Genomic DNA, 11,647 nt, shown 5'->3' on the forward strand with positions numbered 1-11,647 from the left:
TTCATTATGGGATCCAGTAATGCGCAGCAGCCTCTTGACGTGCTCGAAAAAGCGTTGGATGGGGGGATCACCTGCTTTCAGTTACGGGAAAAAGGACCGGGCTCTCTGCAAGGGCAGGAAAAGTTAGCTTTTGCCCAAAGCTGCCAGCGGCTATGCAAACTATATGGCGTGCCGTTCTTCGTTAATGACGACGTTGAGTTGGCGATTGCGCTTGAAGCAGATGGGATCCATGTCGGCCAAGAGGACGAAGAAGCTGGCTCTGTCCGGCGGAGAATAGGTGACCAGATGCAGCTTGGTGTTTCCGTCCATACCGTGGAAGAAGCTATGGCAGCCCAAACAGCGGGCGCCGCGTACGTCGGAATGGGTCCTGTTTACCCAACCTCTACAAAATTGGATGCAAAGCCCGTTGCGGGAACAAACATGATAGCTAAAGTCGCCGGCTTGATTCCAGAGCTTCCTATCGTGGGAATTGGCGGCATTACAGCAACGAATGCAGCGCCGGTTATCCATGCGGGAGCATCCGGCATTTCTGTCATTTCGGCTATCGCATCAGCCGAAGAGCCACGTCAGGCGACTCTCTTCTTGATGGAAATACTAGGCCAGGCGTTAAATGAAAGGAATGTTGTTTTATGAACACCCGGAAGCTCGTTCTCATGACGGCGTTCATCGGAATCGCAGTCGCTGGATCTGTTTTTATTTCCTTCCCCGCCGGAATTGCACGTGCTTATCCTATTCAACATGCTGTCAATGTCATTGCTGCCGTCCTATTGGGCCCGTTGCCGGCTGTCATGATTGCATTCCTCACTGGCCTGATCCGCGTGTTAACTGGAACCGGCTCTCTTCTCGCCTTCCCCGGAGGCATGATCGGCGCCGCATTGGCCGGTCTGCTGTATCAAAAATCAGGGAAAGCCTGGATGGCAGCCATCGGCGAAATGATTGGCACCGGCGTAATCGCTTCATTACTAGCCGTACCGTACGCCGCCCTTCTCATGGGAACTTCTGTAACCGCCCTATTTTTCATGCCACCGTTCCTCGTCTCCAGCATAAGCGGCGCCCTCTTAGGCGTCCTGGTAGCCGTGCGCTTGGAACGAATGCCAATCGGCCATAAAATCCAAAGTTACTAAGGAGTGAAAAAAACCGGAAACCCGTGGAGGGCTTCCGGTTTTTTGTTGCTGGTGAGAGCGTTTTTATTGGAGGCAGGCGGGTGAATGCCGATATATCTGGATGAACGCCAATAACTCCGGGCGAACGCCAATAATTCGAGATGAACGCCAGATAACCGGAACGAACGCCAGAATAACGAATTGAACGCCAGATAACCGGTACGAACGCCAGAATAACGGATTGAACGCCAGATAACCGGTACGAACGCCAGAATAACGAATTGAACGCCAGATAACCGGAACAAACGTCAGAATAACGAATTGAACGCCAGATAACCGGAACGAACGCCAGAATCACGGATTGAACGCCAGATAACCGGTACGAACGCCAGAATAACGGATTGAACGCCAGATAACCGGAACGAACGCCAGAATAACGGATTGAACGCCAGATAACCGGAACGAACGCCAGATAACCGGAACGAACGCCAGATAACCGGAACGAACGCCAGATAACCGGTACGAACGCCAGATAACCGGTACGAACGCCAGAATAGCGAAATGAACGCCAGATAACCGGTACGAACGCCAGAATCACGGATTGAACGCCAGATAACCGGTACGAACGCCAGAATAACGAATTGAACGCCAGATAACCGGAACGAACGCCAGAATAGCGAATTGAACGCCAGATAACCGGTACGAACGCCAGAATAACGGATTGAACGCCAGATAACCGGAACGAACGCCAGAATAGCGAAATGAACGCCAGATAACCGGAACGAACGCCAGAATATCCGGATTCGCGCCAAATCATCGAGATAAACGCCAAATAATACCGTGCACACGCCAAATTACATCAGACCCTCGCCAAATTACCTCGCTGTGCGCCAAATAACTCTGAAACCTCGCCAAATATCACCGGTATCCCGCCAAATAACCTGACGAGCTGGAATGCTTGTCCTTCTCAAAATTCGTAAACGCATCACTATATTAATCCCTATTTTCCAGGTTTGTCTCTTCTGCAGCATCCGGCTCGTCCTGTTCGATTTCCATGACCGACAGGCGCACTTCGGGTTGTTCTCCATCCAATTCCTGCATGATGAAATCCATATTCGCTTGCGGGATATACGATTCAACTTTCACGCCGCCTTCATCCCATAGACCGTGGACGGTAATGGAGCCGCCCATTAATTCATCCGGATGGCCCGTAAGGATAAATCCTTTGAACATGCCGGGTGCGATGCTGGAAGCACCGTTTGCCACGAATCCTGACCCTTGGATTTCAACTTGTTGGTCTGTATTGTTTCCGATCCAAAACTCCCTGCCTTCTCCGTATTGTACAGAAAGCAGAGCCTCCTCTTCAGAAATAGCGGTGACAGTCTCCTCATGAAGCAGTTCGGTGTCCGAAAAACTGTGGTTTTGCCAAGCGACTAGTAATGCAGCTGCGGCAAGCAAAATGCAAAAGCTAAACTTTTTCACGTACAAGCCCACCCCTCCATAATAAAGTTCCCAAGACGAAGTAGTTTTCTAGTACAGGCTTCATTTTCTACTCTAGTATAAGGTGAGTGGGTGGGAACATTATGTCAGTTAACGGAGCTTGTCCTCTTCTATTTTTGATTCTTTATTTACAAATGTATCAAGTTACGTCGAATTAGAAATGTGCCTCTTTATTAAAAAGCCCACATCCCTCAATAATCGCCTCTGCACCTAACAAGGTGGCCTCCCATATGGTCGTTCCTGTCCGTTTCATAAATGATTGCACCACATGATAGCCAACCGCATAACCGGCTCCCGCTGACAAGCCAACTGGTGGATAACCTTCTTTCTTTGCATGCTCGTCCCCGAACATGTAGGCGCTCACTACTCCAAAGCCTTTTTGGTGCAGCGCTTCCCCAATTACCGCCATTGAATATTCAAGCTCCTCTGAATCAATAGCAGTCACCCACGGGCCAAGATGCCTTTCGCCATAGAGGGCAGTAGCAAATGAATCCGCCAATCCTTCAATCACCAAATACTCTCCTACTGTAATGTCACCATGATTCCAATCAAAATAGGAGAAATATAAATTATGATGAAATTCATGGGCTATTAAAGAAGAAAAACGCGGAATATTATAGTCGTTCGGATCTATCATCGCGATTACGTATCCGGGAATGCCTCCAAAGCCTGTGTAGCCATTTTGGTTTTGTAATTTCTCATGATCGGCGAGATAAACACCGAATCGGATCATCTCCTCCTTTAATCGTAATCCGTGTTCTGCAGAGATGGCGACACAATGCTCAATTGTCTCTTCCGCCACTTTCAGCGCATCCATCTCTTTTAATTTCTGTAACGCCGATTGCCCTGTCTTCCCGTCATGAATGCCGGCAAACCCTAGCATTTGCGAAGCCATCAAGACATCATAGCCATTCTTTTCCCTTGCCTTCAACGGGACACCGATCAGCTTCCACATCTTTTCAAACGGCCTCATCATGGAATAGCTAAAATAGTTTTCCCGCTCCTCGTTCGTATGCAGGGCGAATAATGTATCATACTGCTCAATTGTATTTTCAATCATGATTTTCACTTTTCCTTCACCTCATTTATTCGAATAAATTCTCTATCTCCTTTCCATCGTAAAGAATTACGTAACGGGAGAGTCAAGGGGATTTATCGAAACAAAAAAGCCACCCACGGGTGACTAATGCAATTGATTTATGATAAAAAAATGAAAATTACTCAGTGAAAGTATTGCTGCATAGGTACAGTTCCCCTTGCACCCGGCTGATGCATACGTGAAAATAGAACAGCACTACAGAAATCATATTGAGAGGTATACATATGGATGGAACTTCCCATTTCGTTATCGGCTTGGCGGCAGGCGCATTCGCCGGCTTTCAAGCATCCCATGATCCCGTCGCCATTTCAGTTTGCACGGCGATCGGCGGTATTTCTGGTTTAGCGCCTGACCTTGATACGAACGGACTGGCCAGCAACCGGATCACTGTTTCCAAGAAGGTCGCGCAAGCAATAATGCAGCTAATTGGAATCAGCGTCTTTCTTCTCATTACATACCGTTTCCTAACAGACGGCCTTTCCACATCGTTACTAGTATATGGTGCAATCGGACTCGTCTTGCTGATCGTGTCACGCCTCATTACGCAGCGGCGAATTCTTACATTAACAGGCATTCTCGTCATGCTTCTCGGATTTGTCCTGCACCAATCGATCGGCATTCTACTGGCTGGAAGTTACATTATCATCGCATCGTTCCTTCCACACCGTTCCTACACCCATTCATTGCTGGGGGCGGCGTTTTACGGATTCATTCTAGTCCAATTCCATAATCAATGGCCAATGGAAGGCATGGTCGCCGCCGGGCTTGCGGGCTACGCAAGCCATCTGGTCGCCGACATGAAAATCCTGCCGATGAACCGGCGAGGCGTCAAATGGTTCGCTCCTATTTGGAAACGGGAGTTTTGATCGGAAATAAAAAAGAGTCGTGAAGACTCTTTTTTCATCTGTAAAATATCTACTCTTATTGCGCATAATCACCACTATAATTGACAAGCGAGCATTCTACCACGCCTGAGATACTTGCTAATTTTTGCATGAAGGACGTGTTGTCGTCCCGAAGTATAAGTTCTAAAGTCAGTTCCGCATATCCTTTGCGGACGTTTTTTGATTTCAATGTAGTGTTCAGCTTACGTAAATGGTCACGGAGCTCATCGGCCGCTTCCTCTTCATGACGTATTATGAGCAAATAAGACTGCTGACGAAGTTTCTTTTTTGAAAGAAGGGCCAGTGTGATTCCGATGATAACGGAACCATAATGGCCAGAGGATACATATGGGCACCACTTGCAATACTTGCTGATATTGCCCAAAACATAAATAGGACTTAACAAATAGATATTTTCAGTGAAACCTTTGAGGGAGAGGAGCGGCGTTATATCAACTTGGCCCAAAAGAGACAAAATTTACTCTTTTAAAATCTTCTGAACCTGTTTAAAATTCCTTATTACTTTGATACGTTACTCAAAATAATCAAGTATGAAAATACCGCATCGGGGAACAGTAAAATGTACATCAAAGATAATATTGGAGGAATGCAAAGTGATGAAGAAAACAACATCTATTTCAGGAGTTTTACTAGCCGCAGTATTAGTTCTAGGAGCTTGCGGAACGACGAACGATAAAACGACTGGCACATCGGGCACTACAGAACCAAATAATTCAGGTACGACTAATTCAGGCATGAATAATTCAGATACGAATAACTCAGGTATGAATAATTCAGGTACGAATGATTCGACAACGACGGATACAACTGACAATGCGGAAACTCATACAAATGCCCCTTCTACAAACGGAACAGGCAATGCACCTGAAGTTGACCATTCTGTCATGAATGATCAGTGGAGCAAGCTTGATTATGTCGATTTCGATTTGAGTGTTGATTATGGGCAAACAAAAGAATCTTCAAAAGAGGTTGAAATTGAAGTCGAGGAAGAAAGCGGTATGTTAGATGCAAAGTGGAAGGACGAGCGAAACAATCAGATCTTCAAAGGCCAAGATGCGTTTAATCAGATCTATCCGAAACTTGAAAAGCTAAAAATCACCAAGGATATGAAGAAAGAAGAAGTCATCAAACAAGTGCTCAAAGAATTTGACCTGCCAAACGATTATAAGAAATTTGACTTGGAAATCAAATTCCGCGACAACACTAAAATCGAGTTTGAAGACCGTAAATAATATGAACCGCTGCCTAAAATGAACTGCACCCCAATTGTTAGACACCATCTAACAATTGGAGGTGCAGTTTTTCTATTCGTTATTTAAATGAAACAGAAAAAATGAATGAAACCATTTAACCCCTGCCCCGTAAAGGAGAAAAGGGGTGAACGTGATGCAGTCATTTTTACCATCTGAATCTACAGTGGCAGTTGCCATACTATTGCTTGCCGGACTTCTAGGCGTCCTTCTCCTTACTGCGTACTTTCGTAAGAAACTTGAGAAAAAAGAAGCGATTGACAAGTTGCCAGGCCAATTTTTCATTCCCGCAGAAAGCATGAGCACGCCTGCGACTCTCGCTTATGTCAAAAATGGAATCTTCTCGCCGTATATGACAGCCGCAGCCTTTATGGAATTGCTCCGAAAAGGGCTGATACGTGAGATTTCAGAAGGGCAGTATGAACTTGTAAGCCGGGATGTTGATCACCCTCATGAGGAATTGCTACTCTCGCTGCTATTCGAACGAGTGAATTATGGGGCACCGGTATTTCATTTGAGCGACATAAAGTATTTTATTGAATATCAAACGAACGATCTTCTTTTTCTGGAAGCCCACAAAGCCTGGCACAAGGAAGTCAAACGAGAAGTCCACCTATCTCTTGTGTTCAATACGAATGCCCTGTTGCGTTCCTGGCTACTTGCCATTTCTTTAATTTCAGGAAGTGTGGCATCAGTTTGTAGTATGGCCGGGTTGATTGGACATTCAGCCGCCGCATGGACGATTTCTTCCATGCCATAATAGTAGCCATCTTTTATAAAACCCGAAGCTCCTTCGGACACCAGCAAATAGAAGCGTGGCAAGCATTCCGAAATTCATTTGATACCTTTGGAAATTTCAAGGAAACCTTATGGAATCAATTCTCCGAGCAAGATCGGTTGCGGGCCTATGCATTTGCCATCGGAGCGCAGGATCAACATGCGGAGGAGCGATTGGATGCCGAATGGCACCGTTTAGGGCTAAGCGAAGTTGTGACTGAGAAGAATCGCATCGTCGACCATTTTCGGCAAGCCATTCAAAGGGCAGAACAGCGGGAAATGAGCAGGCACTCCCATCGTGGCAATGTGCAATAAAACGAACAGATTAATGAAACGGAGGTGTACCCTATGCCATATGTTATGGTATCCGTTCTTATTTTTTCAATACCAAGCCTGCTAATTATAGCTTCCGCGCATGATGTCAAAACGGGCAAACGAGACAGAATCGCTTTCAAATGGCCCATTCTTCTTCAAATCGCTTTGGTAGCAATCGGCTTGGGAGTCCAATTGTATTACCAACAAGCATATCACTTCCCTGTCTTTCAGACGAAAACCGAAAACTGGGTTGCCGTCCTAGTGGTCGGTTTATTGGCAGGGATTATCTTGCTGATTAACATCATCATGACCTGGACGATTGGAAAAAACTTGCCGAAATCGGTCCATAACCCAAAAGCCGTCAACTTCTTCACCATCGGCATAGTTTTATCATTATCCACTATCCTGTTGATTGCTGTACCAACTGGCAAGAAAATGGCGTTTTCCCACGCAATCGACAAAGCCATGGCGGCATCGGATGGAGCCCAAGCCGAGGATTTCCCTGTTGTCCTCGTCACTTCCGAACGAGAATGTCTCAAGAATACTTCAAGCTGCCGAAATTCACCCTACAGCAATCAATTTTTCGTCCGCAACAATCTAGACAAAACACAAGAAGTGCAAGTGAAAATCCGGGCACTCAGTCCTTCCGGCAATGAAATGAAAGTCATCGACTCACACGTCATGACCCTCCAGCCAGGCGAATTTCGGCTCGTCAAAACCGAAGAAACGAACGAAACATCCAGCCCCTGGAACCAATACTCCTTTCAAACCGACTCCTTCACCGGCCACTATGAATATTGGAAACGCCACCGCGATCCGAAATAAAATTCGGATCGCGGTTTTCGTAGTCTGGGAGCGGGACACGATCATTCTGAAAACAGATTGAGCAGTCTTCAGGATATCCGAGCGATTGGCCGACGGATACGAGCTCTAATTTGAATATACGAGCGGTCAACAAGATTATACGAGCGGTTCCCGAATTAGCGATTTACCAGGTTTACCCACGAGCACTCCGGCAACTGAAACATGTACTCTTTCAAAAATACGAGTGGTTCGACAACCGATACGAGCTCTAATTTGAATATACGAGCGGTTCGAAAACAGATACGAGCTCTAATTTGATTATACGAGCGGTCCGCCGGAATATACGAGCACTTCGGCAATGGATACGAGTGGTCCACACGATTATTCGAGCGGTTCCTCAAATTAGCGATTTGCCAGGTTTACCCATGAGCACTCGGGCAACTGAAACATGTACTCTTTTAAATATATGAGCGGTTCGAAAACCGATACGAGCTCTAATTTGAATATACGAGCGGTTCGAAAACGGATACGAGCACTCTTTTGAATATACGAGCGGTCCGCCGGAATATACGAGCACTTCGGCAATGGATACGAACGGTTTCCCGAATTAGCGATTCACCAGGTTTCCCACGAGCACTCCGGGCAACTTTTCCAGATATACGAACCTCTCCAATAAACCTCAACACCACTCATTCCCCTATCTTAGCGCCCAAACCACCGGACGCCAGGATTTTCCTTTTTCATTAAGAACCAGTTTTTCCCCGATCAGTATAATTGAATTTTATTATTAAAAACTTTATAATTATCCATTAGAAATAAATAAATTTCTTGACAACTTATACACACTAATAACGATTGTAATAAAATCAGTGAAACGACAGTAACTATTTCATCCATCGGTTTTGTGGCGAAAGAGTTGCTTTTTATTTTATACAAACACATAGCAATAGATAGTAATTAGGTACCAGTAATAAGTTTGATAGATTCGGAGGAAAGTATGAGTAGTCATGATGCTTATTATATAATAGAATCGAATCGGTACTGTGAAAAAGCCGGCATGAATCCACATGAGGTTTCACGCCCTAAACATTTCCTAAACGAGCAGGAAATCGCAGCTAAACGGCTTGAATACAGTGAAATTTTGTCGGTTGTCCGTTTCTTCTCTAATAAACTTTTAAACTCGCTAAAGGGGACCCCTATTCTAGTCGTTGTATCAGACGCGAATGGCTACCTCCTCGAGATTGAAGGCGACGAGACAATCAAGGGGATGATCGAGCAATTTGGAATAAAACCCGGGAGTCTATTTGTACTAGAGGATACAGGGACGAATGTAATCAGTCTTGCTCTCCAACAAAAACATCCGATTAGCATTATTGGGTCCCAACATTATCACACGTTCCTCCACGAGATTGCCTGCTACGGCACGGCGTTCCATTACACGGACGACGACAATATTCTTGGCAGTGTGTCCATCATGATGCCGATTCAGTTTCAAAATCCTCTATTTTTAACGATGCTGACACAATCCGTGGATTCTATCGAGCGAGAGCTTTTATTGCGCAAACAGAACCGCAAGCTCAATATTATGAATCAAATTATGTTGAGCCGGACACGGAATGGTATTGTGATCACTGATGAGAAAGGGATTACGACTGAGTTTAACCAGTTCGCCCAGGAGATTTCGAACAACCGCAGAGAAGATGTGATTGGCCGGAACATTATGGACTCCCCTATTACGGGTGATTATTTCAAAGAGGTTATAGAACACGGCAAGATTTTCACAAACGAAGAGATCCAATTTACCAATGACGACGGGAAGCATCTTGTCTGCCTCTTTGACGCGCAGCCGATCTACGAAGGAGATAAGATGATTGGAGCCTTCGGGCAATTCCGGGATATCTCGGACCGCTATTTTCTTCAGGAGAAATTTAATTACCTTGCGTATCATGACGATTTAACAGGGCTACCCAATCGCCGATTTATCAATGAAGAGATCCAGAACATCATCAAGGACATGGAGAACGGTCGCAATCGAACGCTGGCTCTCATTTTTATCGATTTAGATCGTTTCAAGGCAATCAACGATAACTTTAGCCATTCTTATGGTGATATTTTACTCAAAAAAGTGAGTGAACGACTATCCGGCTGCCTTGGTGAACAGGATGTCCTTGCTCGGATGGGCGGAGATGAATTCATTTTCCTTCTTAAGGATTTCGACAATCCGGATTATGTAACTGCCAAGGCGGAGGAAGTATTGAACCTGTTCAACGAATCCTTCTATATCGGCAACGATGAATTGCACACAACCGCGAGCATCGGAGTCGCATTGTATCCGGACTATCCGATTTCCATGGAGAAACTGATGATTTATGCGGATAATGCCATGTACCAAGCAAAGAAGCAAGGGAAAAACCGCTACAATGTCTATACTTCCGAGCTATTCGAGGGTCAGGAAGAGGATTACAAACTGGATATGGATTTAAGAAAAGCGATTGAGCATGAGGAATTCGTTCTTCATTATCAGCCGCAGGTACATTCTACAACAGGCAAACTTGTTGGAATGGAGGCATTAATTCGCTGGCAACATCCGACGCTAGGGCTGTTGCATCCTGATAAATTCATCAGACTGGCGGAAGAAAATGGCCTGATTAATCAAATAGGCAAATGGGTTATTAACGAAGCCTGTACCCAAAGCAAAAAATGGCAGACAGCCGGGTTGCAGCCTCTCAAAATTTCCGTCAATTTATCGACCCAGCAATTCTTGACGAAGGATCTTGTCGCCTTCATGAAAGAAACGCTTCGACGGACCGGCCTAGACCCCCATTATCTCGTTGTAGAGATTACGGAATATATGGCGATGGAATATGAATACTCCTTAAAGGTACTTCAACAGCTGAAGAAGCTTGGCATTGGGATTAGCATCGATGATTTCGGTACCGGCTACAGTTCACTCACGTACTTGCATAATTTCCCGATTGATTTTATTAAAATCGACAAATCATTTGTTATGGAAATCGCCCATGGTCCGCAAAATGCCTTTATTGTCAAAGCTATCATTACGCTGGCGCATAATCTGCAAATGCAAGTCATTGCAGAAGGCGTGGAAACAAAAGACCAGCTTGACTTTTTGATTGACCAACACTGTGATGTTGTCCAGGGCTTTTATTTCAGCAAACCGCTTCCAGCAGACGAATTTGAATCTACTTACTTGCAGAATAAATGATGGACCGATTGTAAACTTCCCCGTTTGGCTTTGGAGATCTTCAATTACATTACTGAAAAGAGTGAGTCGCATATGAAAACAACAGCTTCCGTACTCGCATCAAATTTTAAGCATTGGGGACTAAATCATATTTTCGGCATACCCGGAAAAGCCGTCTCGCCCATCCTTTTTGAGCTTCTCCATGAAAATATTGAATTTGTTCTGGCGAAACATGAAGCGGCAGCTGGATTTGAAGCCGCCGGCTATGCTTTGATGAATCAAAAAATCGGTGTCACAATCGGTACATCCGGACCGGGCGGAACGAATTTATTGACTGCGGCTGGTCAAGCTGCGGCGTCCCATCTTCCTTTATTGATCATTACAGGGCATCCGTCCATGAAAGATACCGGTAAGGCGCTTGGACAGGATTCCAGTAGTTTTGGGACTGATTTGGTCAACATGTTCCAATATGTCACTAAATTCAGTGCACGTGTAGAACGCGGGGATATGCTGCGCCCTTACTTGCAGCATGCGCTTGAGAAAGCCGTTTCTGGTGTAAAAGGCCCTGTGCATCTATCCATTCCATTTGATGTTCTGCTGGAGGAGATTGAACCGTTTGTATTGGATCTTCCAGTCGCCCATCATATGGTATCACCCTATCTTGAAGACGTCGTGGACAAACTGAACGCAGC

General features: G+C 45.3%; 14 protein-coding genes. 9 read left to right on the plus strand and 5 right to left on the minus strand.

Annotation, left to right across the window (positions count from 1 at the left end):
- The first annotated feature begins 6 nt into the window (after positions 1–6).
- On the plus strand, positions 7–633 hold the full coding sequence (gene thiE, locus NCCP2222_RS18555; RefSeq protein WP_248513908.1) for a thiamine phosphate synthase: 627 nt from the start codon (positions 7–9) through the stop codon (positions 631–633).
- A complete protein-coding gene (gene thiW / locus NCCP2222_RS18560; RefSeq protein ID WP_248513876.1) occupies positions 630–1,124 on the plus strand; it encodes an energy coupling factor transporter S component ThiW in 495 nt (164 codons plus the stop codon). Before thiE ends, thiW begins: the two co-directional genes overlap by 4 nt.
- On the opposite strand, the gene NCCP2222_RS18565 is transcribed toward thiW, so the two are convergent.
- The 4 genes from NCCP2222_RS18565 to NCCP2222_RS18580 all read right to left on the minus strand — a co-directional run bounded on the left by NCCP2222_RS18565 (position 1,121) and on the right by NCCP2222_RS18580 (position 3,672).
- On the minus strand, positions 1,121–1,408 hold the full coding sequence (locus tag NCCP2222_RS18565; RefSeq protein ID WP_248513877.1) for a hypothetical protein: 288 nt from the start codon (positions 1,406–1,408) through the stop codon (positions 1,121–1,123). The two genes, thiW and NCCP2222_RS18565, sit on opposite strands and share 4 nt — an antisense overlap.
- A gap of 3 nt (positions 1,409–1,411) precedes the next feature.
- Positions 1,412–1,951 (minus strand): hypothetical protein, encoded by a 540-nt coding sequence (locus NCCP2222_RS18570; RefSeq protein ID WP_248513878.1) that lies wholly within the window; start codon positions 1,949–1,951, stop codon positions 1,412–1,414.
- 145 nt (positions 1,952–2,096) lie between these two features.
- Complete coding sequence (locus NCCP2222_RS18575) at positions 2,097–2,585, minus strand: hypothetical protein (protein ID WP_248513879.1); 489 nt, start codon at positions 2,583–2,585, stop codon at positions 2,097–2,099.
- Between the two features lie 172 nt (positions 2,586–2,757).
- Positions 2,758–3,672 carry a DUF2268 domain-containing putative Zn-dependent protease gene (locus tag NCCP2222_RS18580; RefSeq protein WP_248513880.1) on the minus strand — a complete coding sequence of 305 codons (915 nt, stop codon included), beginning with the start codon at positions 3,670–3,672 and terminating at the stop codon, positions 2,758–2,760.
- A 254-nt stretch (positions 3,673–3,926) separates the two neighbouring features.
- Between NCCP2222_RS18580 and NCCP2222_RS18585 the strand changes: the two genes are divergently transcribed.
- Positions 3,927–4,568 carry a metal-dependent hydrolase gene (locus NCCP2222_RS18585; RefSeq protein WP_248513881.1) on the plus strand — a complete coding sequence of 214 codons (642 nt, stop codon included), beginning with the start codon at positions 3,927–3,929 and terminating at the stop codon, positions 4,566–4,568.
- A 55-nt stretch (positions 4,569–4,623) separates the two neighbouring features.
- Here NCCP2222_RS18585 and NCCP2222_RS18590 read toward each other — a convergent pair whose 3' ends face one another.
- Entirely contained in the window at positions 4,624–5,061 is a 438-nt protein-coding gene (locus tag NCCP2222_RS18590; protein ID WP_248513882.1) for a hypothetical protein, read from the minus strand.
- A gap of 142 nt (positions 5,062–5,203) precedes the next feature.
- Between NCCP2222_RS18590 and NCCP2222_RS18595 the strand changes: the two genes are divergently transcribed.
- From NCCP2222_RS18595 to NCCP2222_RS18620, 6 genes are all read left to right on the plus strand, one after another.
- The gene (locus tag NCCP2222_RS18595) at positions 5,204–5,839 is read left to right on the plus strand and encodes a YusW family protein (RefSeq protein ID WP_248513909.1); all 636 of its coding nucleotides are present in this window, start codon (positions 5,204–5,206) and stop codon (positions 5,837–5,839) included.
- Between the two features lie 154 nt (positions 5,840–5,993).
- The gene (locus NCCP2222_RS18600; RefSeq protein ID WP_248513883.1) at positions 5,994–6,617 is read left to right on the plus strand and encodes a DUF2207 domain-containing protein; all 624 of its coding nucleotides are present in this window, start codon (positions 5,994–5,996) and stop codon (positions 6,615–6,617) included.
- Complete coding sequence (locus NCCP2222_RS18605; RefSeq protein ID WP_248513884.1) at positions 6,593–6,949, plus strand: hypothetical protein; 357 nt, start codon at positions 6,593–6,595, stop codon at positions 6,947–6,949. Before NCCP2222_RS18600 ends, NCCP2222_RS18605 begins: the two co-directional genes overlap by 25 nt.
- 33 nt (positions 6,950–6,982) lie before the next feature.
- Positions 6,983–7,774, plus strand: a complete 792-nt coding sequence (locus NCCP2222_RS18610) for a hypothetical protein (RefSeq protein WP_248513885.1) — start codon at positions 6,983–6,985, stop codon at positions 7,772–7,774.
- A 976-nt stretch (positions 7,775–8,750) separates the two neighbouring features.
- On the plus strand, positions 8,751–10,976 hold the full coding sequence (locus tag NCCP2222_RS18615) for an EAL domain-containing protein (RefSeq protein ID WP_248513886.1): 2,226 nt from the start codon (positions 8,751–8,753) through the stop codon (positions 10,974–10,976).
- A 72-nt stretch (positions 10,977–11,048) separates the two neighbouring features.
- Positions 11,049–11,647 (plus strand): thiamine pyrophosphate-binding protein (locus NCCP2222_RS18620; RefSeq protein ID WP_248513887.1); only part of this gene is annotated, 599 nt, incomplete at its 3' end.

Origin of the sequence: Sporosarcina sp. NCCP-2222, from assembly GCF_023168145.1 — a bacterium.
Lineage (GTDB): Bacteria > Bacillota > Bacilli > Bacillales_A > Planococcaceae > Sporosarcina.

Bases quoted from the DNA above. Each gene is read 5' to 3' on its own strand.
- thiE (WP_248513908.1), top strand. From the start codon at position 7: ATGGGATCCAGTAATGCGCAGCAGCCTCTTGACGTGCTCGAAAAAGCG.
- thiW (WP_248513876.1), top strand. From the start codon at position 630: ATGAACACCCGGAAGCTCGTTCTCATGACGGCGTTCATCGGAATCGCA.
- NCCP2222_RS18585 (WP_248513881.1), top strand. From the start codon at position 3,927: ATGGATGGAACTTCCCATTTCGTTATCGGCTTGGCGGCAGGCGCATTC.
- NCCP2222_RS18595 (WP_248513909.1), top strand. From the start codon at position 5,204: ATGAAGAAAACAACATCTATTTCAGGAGTTTTACTAGCCGCAGTATTA.
- NCCP2222_RS18600 (WP_248513883.1), top strand. From the start codon at position 5,994: ATGCAGTCATTTTTACCATCTGAATCTACAGTGGCAGTTGCCATACTA.
- NCCP2222_RS18605 (WP_248513884.1), top strand. From the start codon at position 6,593: ATGGACGATTTCTTCCATGCCATAATAGTAGCCATCTTTTATAAAACC.
- NCCP2222_RS18610 (WP_248513885.1), top strand. From the start codon at position 6,983: ATGCCATATGTTATGGTATCCGTTCTTATTTTTTCAATACCAAGCCTG.
- NCCP2222_RS18615 (WP_248513886.1), top strand. From the start codon at position 8,751: ATGAGTAGTCATGATGCTTATTATATAATAGAATCGAATCGGTACTGT.